The following is a 26773-nucleotide window of genomic DNA, read 5'->3' as shown; positions in this document are numbered from 1 at the left end:
CGCTCGCCGGGCTCTCGCGGCCGCCGACGCGCCGCCGCCGCCGACGCGCGCCCCGCAGCGCGACCTCGAGGCGACGCCGGCGATCCTGCGCGACCCGGCCGACGCCGACGCCGAGGAGGCGGGACTCACGCAGGCGGTGCTGGGCATCGCGCGCGAGGCCGCGGCATCCGGAGACACCTCCGCCCTCGGTCCCGACGTGCAGCAGATGCTGTTCGGCGGGCAGGCGTTCGTCGACACCGCAGTGTTCTCCGCCCGCGAGAGCGCGGAGCTCGCGGGCGGTGCCCCCGGCTTCCGCAACGTGCCCGACACCGACCCCACCGTCACGGCCGACCGCGCCTGGGCGCTGTCGATCCTCGAGCGCGTCCCCGGCTCCACCGCGGGCGATGCGACCGCCGCCGCGGGCCGGGTCGACGACGAGGCGGGCCTGAACGCGGTGCTCGAGCGCGTCCGCGCCGGTGCCGAGCCCTGGGGTGCTCTCGCCGCCGCCGACCGGGCCGTGGTGCTGCAGGCGGCCGCGCGCACGCTGGAGCAGCGTCGCGCCGAGCTGATCGAGGTGCTGGCGTCGGAGGGCGGGGCGCTGCTGGCCGAGGCCGACGTCGAGGTGAGTCAGGCGGTCGACGCCGCGGCGTACTACGCCTCGACCGCGAAAGAGCTCGACCGCGTGCCCGGGGCGGTCTTCCTGCCCGACCGGGTCACGGTCGTCGCGCCGCGCGGCAACTCCCCGGTGGGACTGTGCGCCGCTGAGACCCTCGCCGCCCTGGCCGCCGGCTCCGGCGTGCTGCTCACGCCCTCCCCGCGCGCGCGGCGAGCGGGAGCCGTCGTCGCCGAGGCGTTGTGGGCGGCGGGCGTGCCGCGCGACGTGCTCGCCTACGTCGACCTCAACGAGGAGGCATCGGGGCGGGCGCTCCTCGTGCACCCCGGCGTCGACCGCGTGCTGCTGGCCGGCGCGCGCGAGACGGCCGAGCGCTTCCTGGCGTGGCGCCCGACGCTGCCCCTGCAGGCGCTCACCGCGGGGCGCAACGCCGTGATCGTCGCCCCCTCGGCCGACCTCGACGAGGCCGTCGCCGACATCGTGGCCGGCGCTTTCGGCCGCGCGGGACAGGCCGCCACGGCCGTGTCGCTGGTGATCCTCGTGGGGGCGGTCGCCCGCTCGGCGCGCTTCACCGATCAGCTGAAGGATGCCGTCACCTCGCTGCGCGTCGGCCCCGCCGACGACCCGCTGAGCGACATCGGTCCGCTCCTCGAGGAGCCCACCGGCGAGGTGCGGCGCGCGCTGACCGTGCTGGCCGACGGTGAGCGCTGGCTCGTGGAGCCCCGTGAGCTCGACCTCGGACCCGACACGGCCGGCCGGTTCTGGTCGCCCGGCGTACGCACGGGGGTCACCGCCGGCTCGCACCTCACCCGCGCCGCTGTCGCGGCCCCGGTGCTCGGCATCCTGCACGCGCCCAGCCTGACGCGGGCGGTCGAGCTGCAGAACGCGATCGGCTCCGGGTTCGTCGCGGGCTTGCACACCCGCGACGCCGCCGACCTCGACCTGTGGCTCGACACCGTCGAAGCGGCGGTGCTGCGCGTGAATCGTCCGGCCTCGGGCGCGGTGGTGCAGCGCGAGCCCGTCGGCGGCTGGGGCGAGGCCGCGGTCGGCGCCACGGCGCTGTCGGGCGGACCCAACCGCCTGGTGGCCCTCGGCTCGTGGCGGCCGTCGTCGGGCGGGGCGGCGTCGTCGACGCTGCACCTGCGCGGTCTCGACAGCCGCATCACCGCCCTCATCGAGGCGGCGCAGCCCACGCTGTCGTACGAGGCGTTCGACTGGCTGCGCCGCGGGGCCCTCTCGGACGCCGTCGCGTGGGATCGCGAGTACGGCCGCGTCCGCGATGTCTCGCGCCTCGGCGTGGAGCGCAACCTGCGCCGCTACCGACCGGCCGACGTCTCCGTGCGCGCCACCGCGGACGCGTCGTGGCAAGCGGTGCTGAGGGTGCTCGTCGCCGCCGTGCGGTCGGGGTCGACCTTCAGCCTCAGCACGCCCGTCGGACTTCCCGCCGCTGTGCGGCACCTGCTCGGCGAGAGCGGCGTCGCCGTCTCGGTGGAGAGCGATGCGGAGTGGCTGCAGCGCCTGGCGGGTGGCGTCCCGGATGCCGTCGATGGCGACGACGCGGAGCGGATCGGCGCCCTGCCCCGCCCGGCGCGCGTGCGCCTGGTCGGTCCGGCCGCGTCGGTGGCTGCGATCCGGGCCGCCGTGGCCGAGACGACCGGCGCCGACGCCGCACTCGCGGTCTACGCCGACGAGGTCACCACGGCGGGCCGCATCGAGCTGCTGCCGTTCCTGCGCGAGCAGGCGGTGTCGATCTCCGCGTTCCGCTTCGGGCGGCCCGACCCCTGGAGCGCCTCGGTCATCTGACGCGCGCTCACGCGCACGGCACGGATCGTGCGGTCCGGGTCGGACGGGGCGCCGGGGTTTGCGTCGTGCGGCCCGGCCTCGGCGAGCGTTCGGCCACGGGCGCGGGCTGCTGGTTACCGGGTTCCGGTTTCTCGCGCAACGTCGCCGCCGTTGCGTGACGCGGCGTGTCGCTTCGCGACGCCCGAAGACGCACTCGTTGGCCCGCATCCGCAGCCCGGCCCTAGCGTCTCCGGAAGTGTCGCCGGCATGCAGCGCCGGCGCAGCGAAGGAACAGCCGCATCGTGACAACCAGCCAGACTCCCCCGCGCGCCGCCACCCGGCCGCCGCGGCCGTCCACCAAACCCAATGGGCAGTGGAAGATCGACGGCACCACACCCCTCAACGGCAATGAGGAGTGGAAGCAGGTCGACGACGGTCTCGCGGTGCGCGAGCGCATCGAGAACGTCTACGCCGCGGGCGGCTTCTCCTCCATCGATCCGACCGACCTGCACGGCCGGTTCCGGGTGTGGGGTCTCTACACGCAGCGCAAGCCCGGCATCGACGGGGGCCGCACCGCCACGCTGACCCCGGAGGAGCTCGAGGACGCGTACTTCATGCTGCGCGTGCGCATCGACGGCGGGCAGCTCACCACCGAGCAGCTGCGCGTGATCGCCGGCATCTCGCGGGAGTTCGGCCGCGACACCGCCGACCTCACCGACCGCCAGAACGTGCAGCTGCACTGGGTCGAGGTCGAGTCGATGCCCGAGATCTGGCGACGGCTCGAGGCCGTCGGACTCGGCACGACCGAGGCGTGCGGCGATGTGCCGCGCGTGGTGCTCGGCTCGCCCGTGGCGGGCATCTCCGCCGACGAGCTGATCGACCCCACCCCGCAGATCGACGAGATCACCAGCCGCTTCATCGGCGACCCGACGCTGTCGAACCTGCCCCGCAAGTTCAAGTCGGCCATCACCGGTCACCCCCACCACGACGTCGTGCACGAGATCAACGACGTCGCCTTCGTCGCCGTCGACCACCCCGAGCTCGGCATCGGTTACGACCTCTGGGTCGGCGGGGGGCTGTCGACCTCCCCGCGTCTCGGCGAACGTCTCGGCGCGTTCGTCGCACCGGAGCGAGTGGCCGAAACCTGGCACGGCGTCGCGCAGATCTTCCGCGACTACGGCTACCGACGGCTGCGCAACAAAGCGCGCCTGAAATTCCTGCTCGCCGAGTGGGGGCCCGCGAAGTTCCGCCAGGTGCTGCAGGACGAGTACCTCGGCTACGCCCTTCCCGACGGCCCCGCGGCTCCCCAGCCCGCCGGCCCGGGTGACCACGTCGGCATCCACCGCCAGAAGGACGGGCGCTTCTACGTCGGCGCGACCCCCATCGTCGGGCGGGTCTCGGGCACGACGCTCGCCCGCCTCGCCGACCTCATCGAGGAGCACGGCTCGACGCGGCTGCGCACGACCCCCCACCAGAAGGTCGTCATCCTCGACATCCCCGAGGACCGGGTCGAATCCCTCGTCGCGGGTCTCGACGACCTGGGCCTGCAGGCACGGCCGAGCCTCATCCGCCGCGGCACGATCGCGTGCACCGGCATCGAGTTCTGCAAGCTCGCGATCGTGGAGACCAAGGTCAACGCCACCGCCGCCGTGCGCGATCTCGAAGAGCGCCTCGCGGGCTTCGACCTGCCGCACCCGATCTCGCTGCACGTCAACGGGTGTCCCAACTCGTGCGCCCGCATCCAGACCGCCGACATCGGCCTGAAGGGTCAGCTCGTCACCATCGACGGCGAGCAGGTGCCCGGCTATCAGGTGCACCTCGGCGGCGGGCTCGCCTCCCAGGATCGCGACGAAGCGGGCCTCGGACGCACCGTCCGCGGCCTGAAGGTCGCCGCAGACGGCATCGCCGACTACGTCGACCGCGTGGTCCGCCGCTTCCTCGACGAGCGTGACGAGGCCGCCGACGAGACCTTCGCCCAGTGGGCGCACCGCGCCGACGAGGAGGCCCTGCAGTGAGCGTGTCCCTCGCCCCCCGCGTCTCCGCGCGCCGCAGCGCCGACGACCTGAGGGCCCTGGCGGAAGCCGGCGACGTCGAGCTGCGCAGCCTCGCCGCCGACGAGGCGAGCCCCGCCGAGGTCGTCTCCTGGGTCGCCCGCCACTTCGCTCCCGAAGCCGCCGCGGTGGCGTGTTCGATGGCCGATGCGGCGCTACCGCACCTGGTCGCCGCGCACCTGCCGAACGTCGACGTGCTCTTCCTCGACACCGGCTACCACTTCGCCGAGACCCGCTTCACGCGCGACGAGGTCGACCGCGCCCTCGATGTGCGCGTCGTCGACGTGCTGCCCGAGCAGACCGTCGCAGAACAGGATGCCGCCTTCGGCGCGCGCCTGTACGAGCGCGATCCCGCGCTGTGCTGTGCGCGCCGCAAGGTCGACCCCCTGCAGGGGGCGCTGGGCGGCTACGAGGTGTGGTTCACCGGCGTCCGCCGCGACGAGGCCCCCACGCGTGCGCGCACCCCGCTGGTCACCTGGGACGAGCGAAACGGCCTGGTCAAGGTGAACCCGGTCGCGGCGTGGAGCTTCGACGACCTCCTCGGCTACGCGAACGACCAGAAGGTACCGGTCAACCTCCTCCTCACCCACGGCTACCCCTCCATCGGGTGCGAGCCGTGCACCCAGCCGGTCGCCCCCGGCGAAGATCCCCGGTCCGGCCGCTGGGCGGGCCTGTCGAAGACGGAATGCGGGTTGCACACATGAGCGCTGTATCCACGGCATCCACTGCCCTGTCCACCCTCGACCTGCTCGAGGCCGAGGCGATCCACGTCATCCGGGAGGTCGTCGCCGAGTTCGAGCGACCCGTGCTGCTGTTCTCCGGCGGCAAGGACTCCGTCGTGGTGCTGCACCTGGCGACGAAGGCTTTTGCGCCGGGCCGCGTGCCCTTCCCCGTGCTGCACGTGGACACCGGGCACAACTTCCCCGAGGTGCTCCGCTTCCGCGACGAGACGGTCACGCGCCTGGGCCTGCGCCTCGAGGTCGCGCGCGTGCAGGACTACATCGACGACGGACGCCTGCAGGAGCGCGCCGACGGCACCCGCAACCCTCTGCAGACCCTCCCGCTCCTGGATGCCATCGCCGCCGGACGCCACGACGCCGTCTTCGGCGGTGCGCGCCGCGACGAGGACAAGGCGCGCGCCAAGGAGCGCATCATCTCGCTGCGCGACGAGTTCGGTCAGTGGGACCCGCGCAACCAGCGACCGGAGCTGTGGAGTCTCTACAACGGCCGGCACACCCCCGGCCAGCACGTGCGCGCGTTCCCCATCTCGAACTGGACCGAGCTCGACATCTGGCGCTACATCGAGCGCGAGGCCATCGCCCTTCCGCCGCTGTACTTCGCGCACGAGCGCGAGGTGTACCGCCGCGGCGACATGTGGCATCCGGTCGGTCCGTTCTCCCCTCCCCGCGAGGGCGAGAGCGTCGAGGTGCGCACGGTCCGCTACCGCACCGTGGGAGACATGAGCTGCACCGGCGCGGTCGAATCGGATGCCGCCGACCTGACGGCCATCGTCGCCGAGGTCGCGCGCACCACCATCACCGAACGCGGGGCCACCCGCGCCGACGACCGCCTCAGCGAGGCGGCCATGGAGGACCGCAAGAAGGACGGATATTTCTGATGTCGCTCGACACCCTCGAGACGCCGGTCGAGACGACCGAGCCCACGCTCTTCCGCTTCGCCACGGCGGGTTCCGTCGACGACGGCAAGTCCACGCTCGTGGGACGCCTGCTGCACGACGCCAAGGCGATCCTCGCCGACCAGCTCGAGCAGGTCGCGCGCACCTCGGCCGACCGCGGCTTCGCGCACGGCGCGTTCGACTTCGCGCTGCTGACCGACGGCCTGCGCGCCGAGCGCGAGCAGGGCATCACCATCGACGTCGCCTACCGCTACTTCGCCACCGGCACGCGCTCGTTCATCCTCGCCGACTGCCCCGGCCACGTGCAGTACACGCGCAACATGGTCACCGGCTCCACCACGGCCGACGCCGTCGTCGTGCTCGTCGACGCGCGTGCCGGGGTCGTCGAGCAGACGCGCCGCCACCTGGCGGTCGTCGCCCTTCTGCGCGTGCCGCACGTCATCATCGCGGTGAACAAGATCGACCTCGTCGACTTCTCGGCGGAGGTGTTCGACAGCGTCGCGACGCAGGCAAAGGCCGTCGCCAGCGAACTCGAGATCGACGACCTGCACGTCATCCCGGTGTCGGCGCTCGAGGGCGACAACATCGTCGACCGCTCCACCCGCACCCCCTGGTACGACGGCCCCGCGCTGCTCGAGCTGCTCGAGACCCTGCCCTCGGCCGACGAGACCTCCCGCGAGGCCGAACCGCTGCGTCTGCCCGTGCAGTCGGTCATCCGCCCGCAGGGCGGGCTGGCGCCGGAGCTCGCCGCCGACCCCGAGGCCGCGACCGCGCTCCGCGACTACCGCGCGGTCGCCGGTCGGATCTCGCGCGGTACCGTGCGCGTCGGCGACGAGGTCGAGGTGTCGGGCTCGGGCGTGCGCACGCTGGTGCAGGGCATCCGTGTCGCGGGTGTTCCGGCCGAGAGCGCCGTGGCCCCGCAGTCCGTCTCGCTCGAACTCGCCGACGACGTGGATGCCGCCCGCGGCGCCGTGATCGCCACGGCGGGGACCCTGCCCGCGCCTCGCCGCGAGGCCGAGGTCGAGCTCTTCCAGCTCGACGCGCGGCCCTTGACCACCGGCGCGCGGGTGCTCGTCAAGCACGGCACGGCGGCGGTGCAGGCGATCGTGGCGTCCATCGACTCCCGGTACGACCTCGACGCGCTCACCCACGTCGAGGCCGACCGGCTCGAGACGAACGACATCGGCCGCGCGCGCCTGCGCCTGGCCGCCGAGCTGCCGCTGGAGCCCTACCGCGACAGCCGACACGAGGGCTCGTTCCTCGTCATCCATCCGTCCGACGGCGCGACTCTCGCCGCCGGCATCGTGCGCTGAGGCGCACACCCCGCGTGCGCCGACCGGCGCACGAGACCCGACGCCCACGAAGGAGGCGAACCGTGAAGACACTGCGCACCGCGACCGCGATCACAACCCTGGGACTGATTGCGGCCATGATGACGGGCTGCGCCTCGGGCGCCGCCTCCGCCGAGAGCGCCGACCAGGGCCCCGCCGCCGAGCTCCGCCTCGGCTACTTCGCCAACGTCACCCATGCTCCCGCGCTCGTCGGTCTGCAGGAGGGCCTGCTGCAGGATGCACTCGGAGACACGACGCTGTCGACCGAGGTGTTCAACGCCGGACCCGCCGCCATCGAGGCCCTCTCGGCCGGCGCGATCGACGCGACCTACATCGGACCGAACCCGTCGATCAACACGTTCATCCAGTCACGCGGCGAATCGGCGCGCATCGTCGCCGGCGCCGCCACCGGTGGTGCCGCACTGGTCGTGCGCGACGGCATCGACAGCCCCGCGGACCTGAAAGGCAAGACCCTCGCCACCCCGCAGCTCGGCAACACGCAGGACGTGGCGCTGCGCGGCTGGCTGAAGGAGCAGGGCTTCGAAACCGACACCTCGGGCGGCGGCGACGTCACGATCACCCCGACCGAGAACGCTCAGACCTTCCAGCTCTTCAGGGACGGCCAGCTCGACGGCGCGTGGCTGCCCGAGCCGTGGGTGTCGCGGCTGGTGATCGACGCGGGGGCGAAAGTCCTCGTCGACGAAGCGGACGAGTGGCCCGACGGGCAGTTCCCCACCACCGTGCTGCTCGTGCGCAAGGAGTTCCTCGACCAGCATCCCGAGACGGTGTCGAAGCTGCTCGCCGGCCACGAGGCGTCGGTCACGTGGATCGCCGACAACGCCGGCACCGCGGCATCCGTCATCAACGCGCAGATCGCCGCCGACACGGGCAAGCCGCTCGCCGACGCCGTCATCGCCCGGGCGCTGGAGCACGTGACGTACGCGGTCGACCCGCACGCCGACACCTTCTCGACGCTGGTCGAGAACGGCATCGACGCCGGTACGCAGAAGCCGGGCTCGATCGAGGGCCTGTTCGACCTGCGCCTGCTCAACGCGCAGCTGACGCGAAGCGGTGAGTCGGCGATCTCGGCCGCCGGCCTCGGCGAGGAGTGACATGACCACGGCCCGCATCGACACGGCGGCACCCGCCCTCACCACCGCCCCGGCGGTGCGCATCGACGGCGTCTCGAAACGCTTCGGTGCGGGCCCGGTCGTGCTCGACCACATCACCCTCGACATCGCCCCGGGCGAGTTCGTGTGCCTCCTGGGCGCCTCGGGGTGCGGCAAGTCGACGCTGCTGAACCTCATCGCCGGCCTCGACCGCCCCACCGCGGGTCGCATCGAGACGCCCGCCGCGGGCTCGGCGGTCATGTTCCAGGAATCGGCGCTCATGCCCTGGTTGAGCGCGCGTCGCAACGTCGAGCTCGCGCTGCGCCTGCGCGGCGTGGCGCGCGCCCGTCGGCGCGACGAGGCCCTCGCCCTGCTCGACACCGTCCATCTCGCGGATGCCGCCGACAAGCGCCCGCACGAGCTCTCGGGCGGCATGCGTCAGCGCGTGGCCCTGGCCCGCGCCCTGGCGCAGGACCGGCCGGTGCTGCTGATGGACGAGCCCTTCGCCGCCCTCGACGCGATCACCCGCGACCTCCTCCACGAGGAGCTCGAGCGAGTGTGGCGCACGACCGGTCGCACGATCGTGTTCGTCACCCACAACGTGCGCGAGGCCGCCCGTCTCGGTCAGCGCGTGATCCTGCTCGGCAGCCGTCCGGGTCGCGTCGTCACCGAGTGGCGCATCGATCGCACCGAGGGCCGCCGCATCGACTCGGCCGAGGTGGCCGCCCTGTCGGGGGAGATCACCCACGAACTGCGCAAGGAGATCCGCCGCAATGCGCGCTGACACCACGGCCCCCGCCGACGACCTGCGGAGCCTGGAGGCGGGACTGGACAACCTCCAGACCGCCACCGATGCCGGAGCCGGTCGCTGGCGCACGTTCTGGACGAGCGTGCTGCCGCCGGTCATCTTCGTCGTCCTCCTGGTCGCCGCCTGGCAGCTGTACATCGTCGTCGCCGACCCGCGCCCCGACAAGGCGCCCAGCCCCGCCGACGTGTTCGGCTCGCTGGCCTTCGCGTGGGAGACCGGCCGCCTGCAGGAAGCGGTGCTGACGAGCCTGGAGCGCGGCATCCTGGGCTTTCTCATCGCCATCGTGATCGGCACCCCGATCGGTCTGCTGCTGGCCGAGGTGCGCCCGATCCGTCGCGCGGTCGGCCCGATCATCTCGGGCCTGCAGGTGCTGCCGTCGGTGGCGTGGGTGCCGGCGGCGATCATCTGGTTCGGACTCACGGATGCCACGGCGTACTTCGTGATCCTGATGGGCGCGATCCCCTCGATCGTCAACGGTCTCATCTCGGGCGTCGACCAGGTGCCGCCGCAGCTGCGCCGTGTGGGGACGGTGCTGGGCGCATCGCGCTGGCAGCTGGCGACCTCGGTGATCCTGCCCGCCGCCCTCCCGGGTTACTTCGCCGGCCTCAAGCAGGGGTGGGCGTTCTCGTGGCGCTCGCTCATGGCGGCCGAGATCATCACCTCGGGCGGCACGATCGGCTTCGGCCTCGGCACGATGCTGCAGCAGACGCGCGATCTCGCCGACCTCGCGGGGGTGCTCGCCACGATCGTCGTCATCCTCGGAATCGGCATCCTGATCGAGCTCGCCTTCTTCGGCCCCATCGAACGGCGCATGCTGCGCGGTCGCGGCCTGCTGCTGTCGGGCGGGGCGCGGTGAGCGGGCCGGTGAGGCGGGCGGATGCCACCCCGGGCGAGGCCGTGGGCCCGGCCGGGCCCGTGGCATCCGGAGTCGTCTGGCTGGTGGGCGCCGGACCCGGCGATGCGGGCCTGCTGACGCTCCGGGGGCTGCGCGCCCTCGAGTCCGCCGACGTGATCGTCGCCGACCGTCTCGGCGCGCGAGGCGTGCTCGACGGCCTGGCCGCCGAGGGCGTGCGCCTGGAGGCCGAGGTCATCGACGTCGGCAAGCTCCCCGGCCATCACGCCGTCCCGCAGGATGCCATCAACGCCCTGCTCGTGCGCGAGGCGCTCGCCGGTCGCACCGTGGTGCGCCTGAAGGGCGGAGACCCCTACGTGTTCGGTCGCGGCGGCGAGGAACTGTTCGCCTGCCGGGAGGCCGGCATCGACGTCCGCGTGGTCCCCGGCGTCACCAGTGCCGTATCGGTGCCCGCGCTCGCCGGCATCCCGCTCACCCACCGCGGGGTGGCGACGAGCTTCACCGTCGCGACAGCCCACGACCAGATCGCGTCGCTCAGCGGCGGGCGCGATCACACCGTCGTGCTGCTGATGGGCGTGGGCACCCTGGCGAACTCGGCGTTGACGCTGGCTCGCGGCGCGCGCGGCGCCGACTGCCCCGTCGCGATCGTGGAGGACGGCTTCGGCGCGCGCCAGCGCGTGACCGTCGGCACCCTCGCCACCATCGCCGCCCAGGCCGCCGAGCGCGGGGTGCGCTCTCCCGCGGTCGTGGTGGTGGGCGACGTGGTGCGGCTGAGTCCCTACGCCCCCGCCGCCCTGGCGTCCCTCGATCTCACGTTCGACCCCCTCACCATCGTCGGAAAGGCCCCCTCGCAGTGACCTCGTCTTCTCTCACCTCGCTCCGCGTCGCGATCGTCGGCGCCGGCCCCGCCGGCATCTACGCGGGCGACATCCTCACGCGCGCGGTGACCGACGCCGGCGGCACGGTCGCCATCGACCTGTTCGACGCGCTCCCCGCGCCCTACGGCTTGATCCGCTACGGCGTCGCGCCCGACCACCCGCGCATCAAGGGCATCGTCGACTCGCTGCACGGGATGCTCGACGCGGGCTCCACCCGCTTCATCGGCAACGTCGAGGTGGGGCGTGACATCGCCGTCGACGAGTTGCACGCGCGCTACGACGCCGTGATCCTCGCCACCGGTGCCCTGCGCGACGCGCCCCTGGACATCCCCGGCATCGACCTGCCCGGCTCGTACGGCGCGGCCGACTTCGTCGCCTGGTACGACGGCCACCCCGACGTGCCCCGCGACTGGCCGCTGGATGAGCGCGAGGTCGCCGTGATCGGCAACGGCAACGTCGCCCTCGACGTGGCCCGCGTGCTCGCCAAGCACGCCGCCGACCTGCGCTCGACCGAGATCGCCGACAACGTGCTGCACGGGCTGGAGGCCTCCGCCGTCACCGACGTGCACGTGTTCGGTCGGCGCGGTCCCGCCGACATCAAGTTCACGCCCATCGAGCTGCGCGAACTCGGCGAGGTGCCCGACGTCGACATCGTCGTGCACGACGAGGACTTCGCGGATGCCGACCCCGCCCAGGCCCCCACGAACCAGCTCAAGGTCATGCTGCGGGTGCTGAACAGCTGGCGCACGCGCGAGCAGACGGGCGCGAGCCGCCGCCTGCACCTGCACTTCTACCATTCCCCCCTCGCCGTACGGGGGGAGGACCGCGTCGAGGGTCTGCGCTTCGAGCGCACCGCGCCCGTCGGCGACGGCACCGTCCGCGGCACGGGCGAGCTCCGCGAGATCGCGGTGCAGCAGGTGTACCGCGCGGTCGGCTACTTCTCGAGCCCCGTTCTCGGCGCGCCGTTCGACGCCGTGCGCGGCGTGGTGCCCAACGTCGAGGGCCGTGTCGTCGAGGGCTCCGAGACGGTGCCGGGGCTGTACGCCACGGGCTGGATCAAACGCGGGCCCGTCGGCCTCATCGGGCACACGAAGTCGGATGCCATGGAGACCATCGCGCACCTCGTGTCCGACGTCGAGGCCGGCGCCCTGTCGGCACCCACGATCGACGGTGACGTCCTGGACGCCCTCGCCGCGCGGGGCGTGGAGTTCACGACGTGGGAGGGCTGGCGCGCCCTCGACGCGCACGAGCGCGCGCTCGGCGCGGCGCACGCGCACACGCGGGAGCGGGTCAAGGTCGTGTCGCGCGAGGAGCAGGTGGGTATTTCGCGGTCGGGAGTGCTCGTCCCATGACCTACGTGATCGCCCTGCCCTGCGTCGACGTCAAAGACCGCGCCTGCATCGACGAGTGTCCGGTCGACTGCATCTACGAGGGGGAACGCTCGCTCTACATCCACCCCGACGAGTGCGTCGACTGCGGTGCGTGCGAGCCGGTCTGCCCCGTCGAGGCGATCTACTACGAAGACGACCTCCCCGAAGAGTGGTCCGACTACTACAGGGCCAACGTCGAGTTCTTCGACGACATCGGCTCGCCCGGCGGAGCCGCCAAGGTCGGCGTGATCGCCAAGGACCACCCCGTCATCGCGGTCCTGCCGCCGCAGGCGCATGACTGACGCGGGCGTCGGGGGACGCGGCGCGGGGCGCGTCGACGCCGGCTCGGCGGCGCGGGCTCTCGCCGACGGGGCCGCCGACGGGACCGCCGCCGAGGTCGCTTCGGCCGACGTGCTGGTGGTCGGCGGCGGGCCGGCGGGGCTCTCGGCCGCCCTGAACCTCGCCCGCGCCCGCGCCTCGGTCGTCGTGGTCGACACCGGTCGGCCCCGCAACGCCGCGACCCTGCGCTCCCACGGCTTCCTCACCCGCGACGGCATCTCGCCCATCGAGCTGCGCAGGCTCGCCCGCGAGGAGCTGCACGCCTACGACGCGGTCCGCGTCCTCGACCGGTCCGCCGTGGCACGGATCGAGACGGATGCCGACGGGTTCGTCGCCACCCTCACGGGCCGCGCCGCCGCGGCATCCCCGGTTCTGTCCGCGCGCACGGTGGTGGTGGCGACCGGGCTGCGCGAGACGCTTCCCGACGTGGCGAATCTGCGCTCGTTCTACGGCATGTCGGTCTTCAGCTGCGTCGCGTGCGACGGCTGGGAACTGCAGGACACGCCCGTCGCCCTCATCGGCGAGACGTCCGATCTCGCCGACCGTGCGCGCCTGTTGACCCGCTGGACGTCGACGCTCACGGTGTGCACCAACGGCGCCTCCGTCATCGACCCGGTCGACGAGGCCGAGTTGGTGGCATCCGGGGTCGCCGTCGAGCGCCGCGCGATCGCCGCTCTCGAGGGCGAACGCGGGCAGCTCGCCGGTGTGCGCTTCGTCGACGGGGACAGCCTGGCCGTCGACGGCGGGTTCGTGCGGCCCACGTGGCACGCCGCCCACGATTTCCTCGCCCCGCTCGCCCCCGACGTCGATGCCGACGGGCACCTCGTCACCGACCGCTCCGGCCGCACGTCGGTGCGGGGGCTGTACGCGGCGGGGGATGCCGCCGCCCCGGGTCCTCAGCAGCTGATCGTCGCGGCCGGACAGGGCGCGCGGGCGGCCGCGGTGCTGGTGCAGGACCTGCTCGGGGTGCGGACGGCGCACTGACCGCGCGACCCCGGGGCACGCGGCGGGGCCGGTCACGGCATCCGGGTGGGGGTTTCGAAAACGTTCAGCGGTCGCCGCCGCTCGCGGTAGCGTCGTCGAAAATCCCGAGGAGCACCGATGACCGCTGCCCGAATCACCGTCGACCCCCGCTTCCCGATCGGGGCCGTGCGCCGCCGCCTGTTCGGCGGTTTCGTCGAGCACCTCGGCCGCCATGTGTACGACGGCATCTACGAACCCGGCCACCCCGCGGCCGACGAGCAGGGCTTCCGACGCGATGTGCTCGAGCTCGTGCGCGAGCTCGGCGTCTCGCTCATCCGCTACCCCGGCGGCAACTTCGTCTCCGGCTTCCGGTGGGAGGACAGCGTGGGTCCGCGGGAGCGGCGCCCCCGCCGTCTCGATCTGGCCTGGCACTCCACCGAGACGAACGAGATCGGGCTGCACGAGTTCAGCGACTGGCTCACCAAGGCCGGAAGCGACCTCATGCTCGCCGTGAACCTCGGGACCCGCGGCACCCTCGAGGCCATCGACCTTCTCGAGTACAGCAACATCCCCGGGGGGAGCGCCCTCTCGCAGCAGCGCATCGACAACGGTCGCACCGCTCCGTTCGACGTGCGCGTGTGGTGCCTCGGCAACGAGATGGACGGCCCGTGGCAGCTCGGCCACCGTTCCGCCGACGACTACGGCAAGCTCGCCGCGCAGACGGCCAAGGGCATGCGGCAGATGGACCCCTCGATCGAGCTGGTCGTGTGCGGCTCGTCGGGCGCGCAGATGCCGACCTTCGGCGAGTGGGAACGCGTGGTGCTCGAGCACACCTACGACGACGTCGACATGATCTCGTGTCACGCGTACTACCAGGAGCACGACGGCGACGTCGACTCGTTCCTGGCCTCCGCCGTCGACATGGACCGCTTCATCGAGGCCGTCGCCGCCACGGCCGACCACGTGGGCGCCGTGAAGGGCAGCGACAAGCGCATCGACATCTCGTTCGACGAGTGGAACGTCTGGTACATCGACCGCGTCGACTCGGTCAAACCGACCGCCATCGACGACTGGCCCGTGGCCCCGCGCCTGTTGGAAGACGTCTACTCGGCCCTGGACGCCGTGGTGTTCGGCAGCCTGTTGATCTCGCTGCTCTCGCACGCCGACCGGGTGGCATCCGCCTCGCTCGCCCAGCTGGTCAACGTGATCGCCCCGATCATGACCGAGCCCGGCGGGCCCACCTGGCGTCAGACGACGTTCTTCCCGTTCGCGATCACCTCGCGCCTGGCCCAGGGCGACGCCGTGCGCCTGCACGTGGAGGCGCCGTCGATCGACACGGCGAAGCACGGCACGGTCGCGGCGGTGGATGCCGTGGCCACCCACGACGCGGACACCGGTGCGACCGCGATCTTCCTGGTGCACCGCGGGCGCGAGGAGGCGATCGAGGTCACGATCGACGTCAGCGGCCTGGGCGCGGCCGAGATCGTCGAGACCCACCTGCTGCACGACGACGACCCGTACGCCCGCAACACGCTCGACGACCCCGAGCGCGTGCAGCCCCGCGCGGTGGAGTCGCGGCTCGAGGGCGGCATCCTCCGTGTGACCCTCCCGCCCATCGCGTGGGCGGCGCTGGCGCTGCGGACGCGGTGAGGCCGGCGCTCGCGGGGCGCGCGGGCTCGGCGATCCGGCTGCCGTGCGTCCCTGCCGGGCGGGGTGGCGCTGACCGCGCGGATCGCGGAGGCAGCGCCCGCGCCGCTCGCGCCCCCTCGCGCGCGCGTGCGACAATGTCAGCGGCGTGCTCGGACCGACCTTTCCCCGCACGGCGCCGCGGCGCCACCGGGTCGAAGGGCCACCGCGCCCCAGGACAGCGTCCGCCGCACCTTTTCTCCGAGGAGCAGAGATGTCCGCTACCCCCATCGCCACCCCCGCCCCGGTCGAGACGACCGAGCGCGTGCAGCAGCACCGCCGGTACCTCATGTGCCGGCCCGATCACTTCACGGTGAGCTACAGCATCAACCCGTGGATGGAGCCCTCGCGCCCCACCGACACGGCCCTCGCCGTGAAGCAGTGGCAGGCGCTGTACGACACCTACGTGTCGCTCGGCCACGAGATCGAGCTCATCGATCCGCTCGAGGGTCTGCCCGACATGGTCTACACCGCCAACGGCGGCTTCGTGATCGACGGTGTGGCCTACGGGCCGAAGTTCCGCTTCCGCGAGCGAGCGGCCGAGGCGCCCGCCTTCATCGACTGGTTCGCCGCGAACGGCTTCGAGGTCGCCGAGCCCGTCGAGGTCAACGAGGGAGAGGGCGACTTCCTGCTCGTGGGGAACACGATCCTCGCCGGCACCGGCTTCCGCTCCACCGGTGACAGCCACCGCGAGGTCGGCGAGGTGTTCTCGCGCGAGGTCGTGTCGCTGACGCTCACCGACCCGCGGTTCTACCACCTCGACACCGCCATCGCGGTGCTCGACCCGGTCGAGGGTCCGGGGGGCGTCGAGAAGGCCAACATCGCGTACCTGCCGACCGCGTTCGACGAGCGCAGCCAGGCGATCCTGCGCGAGCGCTACCCCGACGCGATCCGCGTCTCCGACAGCGACGGCGCCGTGTTCGGGCTGAACTCCGCCAGCGACGGCAAGAACGTCATCATCTCCCCGCGCGCGGTCGGCTTCGAGGCGCAGCTGCGCGAGCGCGGCTACACCCCGGTGATGGTCGACCTCTCCGAGCTCCTCCTCGGCGGGGGCGGCATCAAGTGCTGCACGCTGGAGCTGCGAGGCGGCTCGCGATGAGCACGACCGTCGACGACCTCGGCGCCCGTCTGATCGCCGAGGAGGGCGCCCACCTCGCCCACAACTACCACCCGCTGCCCGTCGTGGTCTCGCGCGCCGAGGGCGTGTGGGTCACCGACGTCGAGGGCAAGCGCTACCTCGACCTGCTGTCGGCCTACTCGGCGCTCAACTTCGGGCACGGCCACCCCGCGATCCTCGCGGCCGCGCGCGAGCAGCTCGAGCGCCTGACGCTCACGAGCCGGGCGTACCACAACGACCGCCTGGGACCTTTCGCCACCGCGCTCGCGCAGCTGTGCGGCAAAGACCTCGTGCTGCCGATGAACACCGGAGCCGAGGCCGTCGAGACCGGCATCAAGGTGGCGCGCGCCTGGGGGTACCGCACGAAGGGCATCGCCCCCGACGCCGCGACCATCATCGTCGCGAACGGCAACTTCCACGGCCGCACCACCACGATCGTCGGCTTCAGCGACGACCCCACCGCGCACGACGACTTCGGGCCCTACGCCCCCGGCTTCGTGCACGTGCCCTTCGGCGACGCGGATGCCATCGCCGCGGCGATCGACGAGAACACCGCCGCGGTGCTCATCGAGCCCATCCAGGGCGAGGCCGGCGTCGTCATCCCGCCGGAGGGTTTCCTGCGTCGCGTGCGCGAGATCTGCACGTCTCGCAACGTGCTGTTCATCGCCGACGAGATCCAGTCCGGCCTCGGCCGAGTGGGCGAGACGTTCGCGTGCGACCGCGAGGGTGTCGTCCCCGACCTCTACCTGCTCGGCAAGGCCCTGGGCGGCGGCATCCTCCCGCTGTCGGCGGTCGTCGCCGACGCCGACGTGCTCGGCGTGATCCGCGCGGGCGAGCACGGCTCGACCTTCGGCGGCAACCCGCTCGCCGCGGCCGTGGGCCTGCGGGTGGTCGAGATGCTGGCATCCGGGGAGTTCCAGACGCGCGCCACGGCGCTCGGCGCGCACCTCGAGCAGAGACTGCAGGCGCTCGTGGGCCGTGGCGTGACCGCCGTTCGCATCGCGGGGCTGTGGGCGGGCGTCGACATCGACCCGGCCGCGGGCACCGGTCGCGAGATCGCCGAGAAGCTGCTCGCGCGCGGCGTGCTCGTCAAGGACACGCACGGTCAGACCATCCGCATCGCCCCGCCGCTGACGATCCGCGCGACCGAGCTCGACTGGGCCGTGGAGCAGATCCGGCACGTGCTCGGCGCGTGACGGCGAACGGGGGCGGATGAGTCCGCCCCCGTCGTGGTCAGCCCACCCGCGCGGTGACGCCGGCCAGGTCGAGCGAGGTGTCCCACACGCGACGGGCCTGGGCGACGTCGCGCAGCGGACGGTACAGCGCATGCGCGGCGGGGGCGCCGCCCAGGTGCAGCGGCCCGCGCGGGCCGTACAGCGCGTCGGAGCGCGGCTCCGGGGTCGTGGCGGCGAGCAGCGCGGGCTGCGCGGCCGATCGCACGGTGCCGACCAGGATGCCGCGGGCCGCCAGGCGGCGGATGAGCCGCACCGCCGGGGTGTCGGAGGAGCGCCCGATCTCGGGGCGCGCCGCCAGCAGACTGGTCGGGGCGACGCCGGGGTGCGAGACGACGCTGGAGAGCCCCCACCCCTCGGCGCGGCTCCGGCGGTCGAGTTCGAGCGCGAAGAGCCCCAGCGCGATCTTCGAGGCCGTGTACATGCGCTGTCCGTCGTAGCGGCGCTCGGCGGTGATGTCGTCCCACGCGATCGATCCGCTGCGCGCGGCGATGCTGAGCTGCGAGACCACCCGGGCCCGGCCCGCGCGCAGCAGCGGCAGCAGGTGCGCGACGAGCGCGACGTGCCCCAGGTGGTTCGTGCCGAACTGCAGCTCGAAGCCGTCGGCGGTGATCGTCCGCGCGGGCGGCGTCATGACCCCGGCGTTGTTGACCAGCAGGTGCACGGGTCGCCCGCCGGCGCGCAGCGTCTCGCCCAGGGCGGCCACGCTCGCCAGCGACGACAGGTCGAGATCGGCCAGCTCGACGCGGGCGTCGGCGACGCGGCTGCGGATGAACCGCACGGCCCGTTCGCCCTTGTCGCGGTTGCGCACCGGCAGCACGAGCTCGGCACCGGCCGCGGCCAGCCGCTCGGCGATGATCAGCCCCATCCCGTCGCTGCCGCCGGTGAGCACCGCACGTCGGCCGTGCAGGGAAGGGAGAGGGATGTCGATGTCGGTCATGGTTCCTCCGGGTTCGGTGTGCACCCAGCGTCGTGCGGGGGAGCCGCGGGAACCAGGGCCCGACGATCCGAGGCTCCGCGCGAGCGCAGAGGGGGATCGCGGGGTCCTGGCTCGCGCGCGGTGCGTGCCGTAGACAGGAGACATGATCGATCGACCGGCCCTCGCGGACTTCCTGCGCTCCCGTCGTGACGCACTGCAGCCCGAAGACGTGGGTCTGCCGCGCGGCCCACGGCGCCGCACCCCGGGACTGCGCCGCGAGGAGGCGGCCGCGCTCAGCCACATGTCGGCCGACTACTACTCCCGCCTCGAGCGGGAACGGGGGCCGCAGCCGTCGCCGCAGATGCTCGCCGCGATCGCGCAGGGCCTTCACCTCAGCCGCGCCGAACGCGACCACCTCTTCCACCTCGCCGGCCACGAGCCGACATCGCGAGCGGGCGCGGGAGACCACGTCAGCCCCGGCCTCATGCGCATCCTCGACAGGCTCGACGACACCCCGGCCGAGATCGTGACCGAGCTCGGCGAGACGCTCCGCCAGACGCGACCGGGGGCCGCGCTCACCGGCGACGCCTCGGCGCGGACCGGCTCCGCCCGCAGCCTCGGCTATCGCTGGTTCACCGATCCGGCGGCGCGGCGGCTGTACGCCGCCGAGGACCACGAGTTCCTCAGTCGGGTCTTCGCCGCCGGCCTGCGCGAGATCGTCGGCCGTCGCGGACCGGGGTCCCGGGCCGCCGCGCTCGCCGCCGACCTCCGGGCGCGCAGCGAGGAGTTCCGGCGGTTGTGGGCGCTGCACGAGATCGGCCTGCGCCCCGCCGAGACCAAGCGCTTCGTGCATCCCGCGGTCGGCGTGCTCGACCTGCACTGCCAGACCCTCGTCGACCCCGAGACGGCCCACACGCTGATGGTCTACACCGCGGTCCCCGGCAGCGAGAGCGCCGAGAAGCTGCGCCTGCTCGCGGTCGTGGGCTCGATCGCCCCGGTGTGACCCCCGGGCCCGCCCGCGGGCGGTAGCGTGCGAGGCATGGGAGAGAGCGTGCGGTCGGTTCGGCGTCCCGCGTCCGACGGGGCTCCGGCGTTCGACCTGTCGTACGTGCGCTCGGGCCCGCGCGGCTCCACCCCCGTGCTCGTCATCCCGGGCGGTCCGGGGCTCGCCTCGCTGCTGCCGTATCGGGGGTTCCGGCGGTGGGCCGCGCGGGGCGGGCTCGACCTGGTGATGGTCGAGCACCGCGGCGTGGGCCGCTCCCGGTCCGGCGTCGATTCCCGGCCGCTCCCCCCGGAGGCGATGCGGATCGCCGCCGTCCTCGACGACCTCGCCGCGGTGCTCGACGCCGAGGGCATCGATCGGGCCGTCGTGGTCGGGTCGTCGTACGGCAGCTATCTCGCGATGGCGTTCGGGGCGCGGCATCCGGACCGGGTCGCCGCGATGCTGCTGGATTCGGCGCTGCAGTGCGCCGACGACATCGACGTCGAGCGCGAGCGCGTGCGCGGACTCTTCTGGGATGCCGGCGACGACGTCTCCCGCGGCGTGCGGCGTCTCGTGGCCGACGGCGTCGACGAACGCGCCGTGCTCGACATCGTGCGCGCGGCGTACGAACTCGCGGGCGACGACCTCGTTCGCCCGCTCGTGCGCCACCGCCCCGGTCTCGCGTGGCGCGCCCTGGCCGCGTACGCCTCGCGAGACGCCTCGATCGCGCGCATCCCGCGCGTCTACGAATTCGACCTCGTCGGCACGATCGCCTTCCGCGAGCTGCGGTACGGGGCCGAGCCCGACGGCGGTCCGCTCGACCCCGCCCTCACCTACGCCGCGCTCGCGCCGCGGTATCCCGCCTTCGCGGGAGAGCCCTACGACCTGGTCGAGGCGGTGGGCGCGTTCACCTGGCCGATGCTCGTGCTGTCGGGCGACCGCGACCTGCGCACCCCGCCGACGATCGCCGAGCGGGTGGTCGCGACGGCTCCGGATGCCGTGCTGCTGCGGCTGCGCAACGGTCACAGCGCCCTCGACACCCACCCGATGGCGCTCCTGAACGCGACGCGTCTCCTCGCGCGCGGTCGGCGGCACCGGGCGGTCGAGCTCGCCGAACGGATCGACCGCCTCCCGCGGAAGGGGGTGTCGGCCGCCTTCCCCGCGGTGCTGCTGCGCCTCGCCCGCGTCGACGCGCTGCTGCATCGACGCTTGCCGCCCCGCTGAGGCGAACCGGCGCCCGTGGCCGGGGCTGCCCGCGGGACGCGCCGGTGTCAAGGACTAGGCGAGAGGCTCGCCACGGCGCACGCTGGGTGTGTGACCGACGGCCACCATCCCCCCTCCCCCCTGCTGATCCCCGACACCGCTGCCTCGTTCGCGGCCGTTCGCGCCGTGCTCGAGCAGGCGGATGCCGTCGACGGGCTCGGCGTCGACATCGCGGCGACCCTGGACTGGGCCGTCGACGCGGGGCGTCGGCGCCCGTCCTCGCTCTCGGCCACCTGGGAGCTGCTCGCCGCGGTGGCGTCGCGCGATGTGGCCGCGGCCCGTGTGCTGGAGCCGCACCTGGACGCCCTCGGCATCCTCGACGAAGCGGCCGCCGCGGGCATCGACGTGCCGGTGGACCCGGCGGGCGCCTGGGGCGTCTTCGCCGCGGAGGGCCCCGGCATGCGGCTCGAGGCGCGCGAGGATGCCGGGACCTGGACCCTGCACGGGACGAAGCCCTGGTGCTCCCTCGCGTCGCACCTCACCCACGCGCTCGTCACGGCATGGGTCGACGAGGAGCGTCGGCAACTGTTCGCCCTCGACCTGCGGGACCCCGCGGTGACCGCGCGGACCGGTCCCTGGCACGCGCGCGGGCTGGAGCGGGTCGTGAGCGCGCCGATCGACGTGGAAGGCGCCGCAGCCGTGCCCGTCGGCGAACCCGGCTGGTACCTGCGCCGACCGGGGTTCGCGCACGGCGGCGTGGGGGTCGCCGCATGCTGGTGGGGCGGGGCCCTGCCGCTGCGCGAGGCTCTGCGGACGGCCGCCGGGACCGCCCGCGCCGACCAGCTCGCCCGGGTCCACCTGGGGCGGGTCGACACGGCCCTGTGGGCGGCCCGTGCGGTCCTCCTCGAGACGGCGACGGCGTTCGAGGCCGGGGGATCGGCCTCCGAGGGGCTGCGGGCCGCCCGCGCGCGTGCCGTCGTGGCCGACGCGGTCGAGACGACGCTGACCGAGTCCGCCCGGGCGCTGGGGCCGCTTCCTCTCGTCGCCGACGAAGCCCACGCGCGGCGTGTGGCCGACCTGCAGGTGTACGTGCGGCAGCATCACGGCGATCGCGATCTCGCGCGGATCGGCGGCGATCTGGCCACGGGAGCCGACGGATGGTGAGCTTCGACCACCGCGACCCCGGGACCGACGAGAGCGTGTGGGCGGCCGCCCTGGACCGCCCGGTGCCCGACCTCGATCTCGACGTCGACCGCATCGTGGTGATCGCCGCCCACCCCGACGACGAGAGCCTCGGCGCGGCGGGTCTCATCGCGACCGCCTCGGCGCGCGGCATCCCCGTCGACCTGCTGGTCGTGACCGACGGCGAAGGCTCGCACCCCGCATCCCCGACCCACACGCCCGCCGTCCTCGGACTGCTGCGTCGACGGGAGCTGCTCGAGGCGGTCGACCGGGTGGGTCTCACCTCCGCGCCGGTGTTCCTCGGCCTCCCCGACGGCGGCACCGACGGGTACCGGGATGCCATCGCCTCGGTGCTGCACGAGACGCTCGACCGCGCCCCCGTGGCGCGGGTGCTCGTGCTCTCGCCCTGGCGCGGCGACGGGCACCGCGATCACCGCGTGGTCGGCGAGATCGCCGAGGAGGTCTGCGCGCAGCGCGGCATCCGCTCGCGGGCGTTCCCGATCTGGCTGTGGCACTGGGGCGGAGGCGACGACGTGCCGTGGGCGCGCGCCGAGCGCCTGAGCCTGGACGCCGCGGCGCGCGCGGCCAAGACCCGGGCGCTCGACGCGCACGCCAGCCAGCTCGAGCCGCTGTCGCGTGCGCCGGGCGACGAGGCGATGGTGCACGCGCGCATGCGGGCGCACTTCGAGCGCGACGCCGAGGTGTTCTTCGCCCCGGATGCCGAGACCCCACCGGCGGGGGAGGTGGCGACGCCGGCCCGTGCGGGCACCGTCGGTCAGGACTACTTCGACGACATGTACGCCCGGCACGACGACCCGTGGGGGTTCGACTCGCGCTGGTACGAGGAGCGCAAGCGCTCGGTGCTGCTGGCGGCGCTGCCCCGGCGTCGCTATCGCGCCGCGTTCGAGGCCGGCTGCTCCACGGGGGCGCTCACCGCGCGGCTCGCCGAGCGCTGCGACCGGGTGCTCGCCGTCGACCTCGCCCCGGCCGCGCTCGAGCGTGCGCGTCGGCGGTTGAGCGGTCGTGCGGACGTCGAGTTCCGCCGGGCGATGCTGCCCGAGGACTGGCCGGAGGGGACGTTCGACCTCGTGGTGCTGTCGGAGGTGGCCTACTACTGGGGGGACGGCGATCTCGACCGCGGACTCACGGCCGCCGTCTCGTCGCTGAGCACCGATGGGCACCTGGTGGCGTGCCACTGGCGGCATCCGGTCGCCGAATATCCGCGCAGCGGCGACAGCGTCGGCGACGCGCTCTCCGCCCGTCCCGACCTCGTGCGTCTCGTCCGGCACGAGGAGGAGGACTTCGTGCTCGAGGTGTACGGCCCCCCCGGGGCGCGCTCCGTCGCGGCCGACGCCGGACTGGTGCCGTGAGGGGCGTCGCCGTCGCGATCCCGGCGCACGACGAGGAGGCGCTGATCGGGCGCTGTCTGGCGTCGGTCGCGCGGGCGGCGGCGCGAGCGCGCGAGCGGGAACCCGACCTGGCCGTGGCCGTGGTCGTGGCGCTCGACGCGTGCCGCGACAGCACCGCGGTGCAGGTGCGCCGCTGGCCGGTCGACGCGGTCGAGATCGATGCCCGCAGCGTCGGCACGGCCCGCCGGGTCGGCGTCGAACGGGCGCTGTCGACCCTCGACGTGCCGCCGGCCGACACCTGGGTCGCGATGACCGACGCCGACACGGTGGTCCCTCCCGACTGGCTCACGCATCAGCTCGACCTGATGGATGCCGGTGTCGACCTCGTGCTGGGCACGGTCCGCCCCGACTTCGCCGACCTCAGTGCCCGCCACGCCGCCTACTGGCGGGCCACGCACCACCGGGGTCGGCCGCCCGGCAACGTGCACGGTGCCAACCTGGGGGTGCGCGCGAGCACCTACGCCGCCGCCGGCGGCATCCCCGACCTCGACGAGCACGAGGACGTCGCGCTCGTCGGCGCGGTCCGCGCCGTCGGGGCGCGGGAGCAGGCCAGCGACGTGCACGAGGTCGAGACCTCGGGACGCTTCACCGGCCGCACCCCCGCCGGCTACGCCGCGTTCCTGCGGCGCGTGCACGCGTGGATCGACGCGCCGCCGATCGACGCGCCGCCGCTCGCCGCACCCGGGGCGTGACACGGCCCATGGGTCTCGGCCTCCATTCGTCAACCGCCTCCGCGATCGAGGGGGCGGCGGCGCAGACTGGTCGTCCCCCGGCACCGACGAGAGGCAAGACGATGAAAGCACTGACCTGGCAGGGCAAGCGCAACGTGAGCGTCGAGAACGTCCCGGACCCGGAGATCCTCGAGCCCACCGACGCGATCGTGAAGATCACCTCCACCGCCATCTGCGGCTCCGACCTGCACCTCTACGAACTCTTCGGGCCCTTCATCGACAAGGGTGACGTGCTCGGACACGAGCCGATGGGCGTCGTCGTCGAGGTGGGATCGGCCGTGACGAACCTCGCCGTCGGCGACCGCATCGTCGTTCCGTTCAACATCTCGTGCGGTCACTGCTTCATGTGCCGCCGCGGTCTGCAGTCGCAGTGCGAGACCACGCAGGTGCGCGAGTACGGCAGTGGCGCCGCGCTGTTCGGATACACCAAGCTCTACGGCCAGGTCCCCGGCGGGCAGGCCGAGTACCTGCGCGTGCCGCTGGCCGACTACAACCACATCCGCGTCGGCGACGACCTGCCCGACGACCGCTACCTCTTCCTCAGCGACATCGTGCCCACCGCCTGGCAGGGCGTGAAGTACGCCGACGTGCCCGAGGGCGGCACGCTCGCCGTGATGGGCCTCGGCCCGGTCGGTCAGTTCGCCGCCCGCATCGGCGTGCACCTGGGCTACCGCGTGCTCGCGATCGAGCCCGAGGCCGACCGCCGCGCGATGGCGGAGCGCCACGGCGTGCTCACCTACGACCTCACCGACACGGTGGTCGACGAGCTCGTCGACCTCACCGAGGGTCGCGGGGTCGACGGTGTCGTGGACGCCGTCGGCATGGAGGCCCACGGCAACGGCGGCATCAAGCTGGCGCAGAACGCGGTGGGGCTCCTCCCCGACGCGCTCGCGCAGAAGCTCATGGACAAGGCCGGCCTGGACCGGCTGGCCGCGGTCTACGCCTCGATCGACCTCGTGCGCCGCGGCGGCACCGTCTCGCTCAGCGGCGTGTACGCCGGTGAGGCCGACGTGCTGCCGATGAAGACGATGTTCGACAAGCAGATCAACTTCCGCATGGGTCAGTGCAACGTCAAGCGCTGGATCGACGACCTCCTGCCCCTCGTGGAAGACGCCGCCGACCCGCTCGGCGTGATGGATCTCGTGACCCACCACGCTCCGCTCGAAGACGCTCCCGGCCTGTACGAGACGTTCCAGAAGAAGGAAGACGGCTGCATCAAGGTCGTCCTGCGCCCCGGCGCCTGACCCCTCCCCGGCGTCCTTCTGGCTCGTCGAGTGTCCAGGACATGCCGGTGCGGCTGACCGCGCCACGGCGTGTTCTGGACACTCGACGGGGGGAGTGACGACAGGGGGGCGGGGCGGATGCCGGTCAGACGCGACCGGCGTGCACGGCCTCGAGGGCCTCGGCGTCGGCCGCGGGCATGCCCTCGATCGGCTCCCCGTTCCAGACGATGTCGTCGCCGAGGGCGGCGAGGATCTCCTTGCGATCGCCGTGCGAGATCTTGGCGCCGTGCACGATGGTCGCCGGGCTCCACAGCATCGCCGCACCGTCCCACCAGCCCGCACCCACGTCGCGCACGTGCACGAGGTCGTGCAGCGTCTTGGGCAGGTGCTTCAGCGGCTCGGCGAACGCGTCGGCGAGCACGGCGAGGGTGATCTGACGCTCCGTTCCCGGCACGGCGACGACGGGCTCGGCGAGCTGCCCCTGGATCGCGCTCGACACGTCGTCGGCGTCGAGCAGGATGACCCCGTTGGTGGGGCGCGGGTTGCACTCGATGATCTTGTAGTCGGGCGCGGCCTCGCTGCCGTGGTCGACGAAGTCGAAGGAGATCTGACCGGTGAAGCCCGGGTCGAGGGCGTCGACGAGCTGTTGCGTGTACCGCAGCGTGTCGGTGCTGTCGACGGCGACGAAGGCGATCGCGGTCGAGTGCGCCCACTGCTCGGCGGCCTTGTAGGTGGTGTGCGCCTGCACCGTGCCGTCGACGACGACGCTGTACGTGCAGACCATGGGCCCGTCGACGAAGGGCTGCACGAGCCACGGCTGCTCGGGCGTGGGAACGCACTCCTCGACCGGGATCTTGCCCGCGAGCGGACCGGTGTTGGTCAACAGGCCCACCCCTCCGCGCGAGAACGCCGCGCGGGCGAAGTACCGCGGGAAGCCGTCGATCGCCGTGCGCAGCTCTTCGGGCGAGGTCACGACCACCGTCTCGGGGATGGGCACCCCGGCATCCTGGGCCAGGCGCTGGAAGCTCGCCTTGTCGTGCAGGCGGGCGAGGTCGGCGAAGCTCCCGGCGAACAGGCGCACGCCCGCGGGCAGGTCGGCGACGCGCGCGGCGAGGTAGAAGACCTCCTCGAAGGTGGGGATGATCACCTCGATGTCGTGCTCGGCGACGTAGGCGCTCACCGCGGCGATGAAGGCGTCGGTCTCGAACCGCGGCGAGGGCGTGGCGAAGTGGCCGGCCAGGAAGCGCGAGTGGTTGCCGACCGCGCCGTCGTAGGTGTCGCTGGCGAACACGGTGTGCCCGACGCTGCCGAGTTTGCGGATGAGGTCGAGAGCGAACGTGTTGCGGGAACTGGTGACGAGCACGCGCATGGAGGCAC

Annotated in this window: 23 protein-coding genes; 21 read left to right on the top strand and 2 right to left on the bottom strand. The window is 73.2% G+C overall.

Going from position 1 to position 26773, the window contains the following annotated elements; all coding sequences use genetic code 11:
• From ACK4LS_RS09845 to rocD, 15 genes are all read left to right on the top strand, one after another.
• A partial coding sequence (locus ACK4LS_RS09845) for an aldehyde dehydrogenase family protein (protein ID WP_409716598.1) occupies positions 1 to 2395 on the top strand: 2395 nt, incomplete at its 5' end.
• Between the two features lie 278 nt (positions 2396 to 2673).
• Positions 2674 to 4389, top strand: coding sequence for a nitrite/sulfite reductase (locus ACK4LS_RS09840; RefSeq protein ID WP_409716604.1), 1716 nt, complete (start codon positions 2674 to 2676; stop codon positions 4387 to 4389).
• A gap of 2 nt (positions 4390 to 4391) precedes the next feature.
• Positions 4392 to 5129 carry a phosphoadenylyl-sulfate reductase gene (locus ACK4LS_RS09835; protein ID WP_409716602.1) on the top strand — a complete coding sequence of 246 codons (738 nt, stop codon included), beginning with the start codon at positions 4392 to 4394 and terminating at the stop codon, positions 5127 to 5129.
• Positions 5126 to 6043 (top strand): sulfate adenylyltransferase subunit CysD, encoded by a 918-nt coding sequence (gene cysD / locus ACK4LS_RS09830; RefSeq protein ID WP_409716596.1) that lies wholly within the window; start codon positions 5126 to 5128, stop codon positions 6041 to 6043. The genes ACK4LS_RS09835 and cysD overlap by 4 nt, the downstream gene beginning before the upstream one ends.
• Positions 6043 to 7374 (top strand): sulfate adenylyltransferase subunit 1, encoded by a 1332-nt coding sequence (locus tag ACK4LS_RS09825; RefSeq protein WP_409716594.1) that lies wholly within the window; start codon positions 6043 to 6045, stop codon positions 7372 to 7374. The genes cysD and ACK4LS_RS09825 overlap by 1 nt, the downstream gene beginning before the upstream one ends.
• Before the next feature lie 62 nt (positions 7375 to 7436).
• Positions 7437 to 8504, top strand: coding sequence for an ABC transporter substrate-binding protein (locus ACK4LS_RS09820; RefSeq protein ID WP_409716592.1), 1068 nt, complete (start codon positions 7437 to 7439; stop codon positions 8502 to 8504).
• 1 nt (position 8505) lies between these two features.
• Positions 8506 to 9285 carry an ABC transporter ATP-binding protein gene (locus ACK4LS_RS09815; protein WP_409716590.1) on the top strand — a complete coding sequence of 260 codons (780 nt, stop codon included), beginning with the start codon at positions 8506 to 8508 and terminating at the stop codon, positions 9283 to 9285.
• Complete coding sequence (locus ACK4LS_RS09810; protein WP_409716588.1) at positions 9275 to 10165, top strand: ABC transporter permease; 891 nt, start codon at positions 9275 to 9277, stop codon at positions 10163 to 10165. The genes ACK4LS_RS09815 and ACK4LS_RS09810 overlap by 11 nt, the downstream gene beginning before the upstream one ends.
• A complete protein-coding gene (gene cobA, locus ACK4LS_RS09805) occupies positions 10162 to 11019 on the top strand; it encodes a uroporphyrinogen-III C-methyltransferase (protein WP_409716586.1) in 858 nt (285 codons plus the stop codon). Before ACK4LS_RS09810 ends, cobA begins: the two co-directional genes overlap by 4 nt.
• Positions 11016 to 12392, top strand: coding sequence for an FAD-dependent oxidoreductase (locus tag ACK4LS_RS09800; RefSeq protein ID WP_409716584.1), 1377 nt, complete (start codon positions 11016 to 11018; stop codon positions 12390 to 12392). Before cobA ends, ACK4LS_RS09800 begins: the two co-directional genes overlap by 4 nt.
• Complete coding sequence (gene fdxA / locus ACK4LS_RS09795; RefSeq protein ID WP_409716582.1) at positions 12389 to 12712, top strand: ferredoxin; 324 nt, start codon at positions 12389 to 12391, stop codon at positions 12710 to 12712. The genes ACK4LS_RS09800 and fdxA overlap by 4 nt, the downstream gene beginning before the upstream one ends.
• Entirely contained in the window at positions 12705 to 13733 is a 1029-nt protein-coding gene (locus ACK4LS_RS09790; protein WP_409716580.1) for an NAD(P)/FAD-dependent oxidoreductase, read from the top strand. The genes fdxA and ACK4LS_RS09790 overlap by 8 nt, the downstream gene beginning before the upstream one ends.
• Positions 13734 to 13850: 117 nt before the next feature.
• Positions 13851 to 15362: an alpha-N-arabinofuranosidase gene (locus ACK4LS_RS09785; protein WP_409716578.1), complete on the top strand. Its 1512-nt coding sequence runs from the start codon at positions 13851 to 13853 to the stop codon at positions 15360 to 15362.
• A 250-nt stretch (positions 15363 to 15612) separates the two neighbouring features.
• Positions 15613 to 16497, top strand: a complete 885-nt coding sequence (gene ddaH, locus ACK4LS_RS09780; protein ID WP_409716576.1) for a dimethylargininase — start codon at positions 15613 to 15615, stop codon at positions 16495 to 16497.
• Positions 16494 to 17711, top strand: coding sequence for an ornithine--oxo-acid transaminase (gene rocD, locus ACK4LS_RS09775; protein ID WP_409716574.1), 1218 nt, complete (start codon positions 16494 to 16496; stop codon positions 17709 to 17711). The genes ddaH and rocD overlap by 4 nt, the downstream gene beginning before the upstream one ends.
• 37 nt (positions 17712 to 17748) lie before the next feature.
• On the opposite strand, the gene ACK4LS_RS09770 is transcribed toward rocD, so the two are convergent.
• Positions 17749 to 18687 (bottom strand): SDR family oxidoreductase, encoded by a 939-nt coding sequence (locus ACK4LS_RS09770; RefSeq protein WP_409716572.1) that lies wholly within the window; start codon positions 18685 to 18687, stop codon positions 17749 to 17751.
• Positions 18688 to 18829: 142 nt separating this feature from the next.
• Here ACK4LS_RS09770 and ACK4LS_RS09765 point away from each other — a divergent pair, with 142 nt between their 5' ends.
• The 6 genes from ACK4LS_RS09765 to ACK4LS_RS09740 all read left to right on the top strand — a co-directional run bounded on the left by ACK4LS_RS09765 (position 18830) and on the right by ACK4LS_RS09740 (position 25417).
• Positions 18830 to 19669 (top strand): helix-turn-helix transcriptional regulator, encoded by an 840-nt coding sequence (locus tag ACK4LS_RS09765; RefSeq protein WP_409716570.1) that lies wholly within the window; start codon positions 18830 to 18832, stop codon positions 19667 to 19669.
• Between the two features lie 36 nt (positions 19670 to 19705).
• Positions 19706 to 20872, top strand: coding sequence for an alpha/beta fold hydrolase (locus ACK4LS_RS09760; protein ID WP_409716568.1), 1167 nt, complete (start codon positions 19706 to 19708; stop codon positions 20870 to 20872).
• A gap of 90 nt (positions 20873 to 20962) precedes the next feature.
• On the top strand, positions 20963 to 22015 hold the full coding sequence (locus tag ACK4LS_RS09755; RefSeq protein ID WP_409716567.1) for an acyl-CoA dehydrogenase: 1053 nt from the start codon (positions 20963 to 20965) through the stop codon (positions 22013 to 22015).
• Positions 22009 to 23403, top strand: coding sequence for a PIG-L family deacetylase (locus tag ACK4LS_RS09750; RefSeq protein WP_409716565.1), 1395 nt, complete (start codon positions 22009 to 22011; stop codon positions 23401 to 23403). The genes ACK4LS_RS09755 and ACK4LS_RS09750 overlap by 7 nt, the downstream gene beginning before the upstream one ends.
• Positions 23400 to 24134 carry a glycosyltransferase gene (locus ACK4LS_RS09745; RefSeq protein ID WP_409716563.1) on the top strand — a complete coding sequence of 245 codons (735 nt, stop codon included), beginning with the start codon at positions 23400 to 23402 and terminating at the stop codon, positions 24132 to 24134. The genes ACK4LS_RS09750 and ACK4LS_RS09745 overlap by 4 nt, the downstream gene beginning before the upstream one ends.
• Before the next feature lie 101 nt (positions 24135 to 24235).
• The gene (locus ACK4LS_RS09740; RefSeq protein ID WP_409716561.1) at positions 24236 to 25417 is read left to right on the top strand and encodes a zinc-dependent alcohol dehydrogenase; all 1182 of its coding nucleotides are present in this window, start codon (positions 24236 to 24238) and stop codon (positions 25415 to 25417) included.
• Between the two features lie 124 nt (positions 25418 to 25541).
• On the opposite strand, the gene ACK4LS_RS09735 is transcribed toward ACK4LS_RS09740, so the two are convergent.
• Complete coding sequence (locus ACK4LS_RS09735; RefSeq protein WP_409716559.1) at positions 25542 to 26765, bottom strand: carbamoyl-phosphate synthase large subunit; 1224 nt, start codon at positions 26763 to 26765, stop codon at positions 25542 to 25544.
• Positions 26766 to 26773 lie beyond the last annotated feature (8 nt).

Source organism: Microbacterium sp. (assembly GCF_046295495.1).
GTDB lineage: Bacteria > Actinomycetota > Actinomycetes > Actinomycetales > Microbacteriaceae > Microbacterium.
Note: the sequence above shows the minus strand (reverse complement) of the source record. Positions and strands in the feature narration are given on the sequence as shown.

Excerpts from the sequence above, each read along its gene's own strand:
- cysD (WP_409716596.1), top strand. The coding sequence starts at position 5,126 with ATGAGCGCTGTATCCACGGCATCCACTGCCCTGTCCACCCTCGACCTG.
- ACK4LS_RS09825 (WP_409716594.1), top strand. The coding sequence starts at position 6,043 with ATGTCGCTCGACACCCTCGAGACGCCGGTCGAGACGACCGAGCCCACG.
- ACK4LS_RS09815 (WP_409716590.1), top strand. The coding sequence starts at position 8,506 with ATGACCACGGCCCGCATCGACACGGCGGCACCCGCCCTCACCACCGCC.
- ACK4LS_RS09810 (WP_409716588.1), top strand. The coding sequence starts at position 9,275 with ATGCGCGCTGACACCACGGCCCCCGCCGACGACCTGCGGAGCCTGGAG.
- fdxA (WP_409716582.1), top strand. The coding sequence starts at position 12,389 with ATGACCTACGTGATCGCCCTGCCCTGCGTCGACGTCAAAGACCGCGCC.
- ACK4LS_RS09790 (WP_409716580.1), top strand. The coding sequence starts at position 12,705 with ATGACTGACGCGGGCGTCGGGGGACGCGGCGCGGGGCGCGTCGACGCC.
- ACK4LS_RS09785 (WP_409716578.1), top strand. The coding sequence starts at position 13,851 with ATGACCGCTGCCCGAATCACCGTCGACCCCCGCTTCCCGATCGGGGCC.
- ddaH (WP_409716576.1), top strand. The coding sequence starts at position 15,613 with ATGTCCGCTACCCCCATCGCCACCCCCGCCCCGGTCGAGACGACCGAG.
- rocD (WP_409716574.1), top strand. The coding sequence starts at position 16,494 with ATGAGCACGACCGTCGACGACCTCGGCGCCCGTCTGATCGCCGAGGAG.
- ACK4LS_RS09770 (WP_409716572.1), bottom strand. The coding sequence starts at position 18,687 with ATGACCGACATCGACATCCCTCTCCCTTCCCTGCACGGCCGACGTGCG.
- ACK4LS_RS09765 (WP_409716570.1), top strand. The coding sequence starts at position 18,830 with ATGATCGATCGACCGGCCCTCGCGGACTTCCTGCGCTCCCGTCGTGAC.
- ACK4LS_RS09760 (WP_409716568.1), top strand. The coding sequence starts at position 19,706 with ATGGGAGAGAGCGTGCGGTCGGTTCGGCGTCCCGCGTCCGACGGGGCT.
- ACK4LS_RS09750 (WP_409716565.1), top strand. The coding sequence starts at position 22,009 with ATGGTGAGCTTCGACCACCGCGACCCCGGGACCGACGAGAGCGTGTGG.
- ACK4LS_RS09740 (WP_409716561.1), top strand. The coding sequence starts at position 24,236 with ATGAAAGCACTGACCTGGCAGGGCAAGCGCAACGTGAGCGTCGAGAAC.
- ACK4LS_RS09735 (WP_409716559.1), bottom strand. The coding sequence starts at position 26,765 with ATGCGCGTGCTCGTCACCAGTTCCCGCAACACGTTCGCTCTCGACCTC.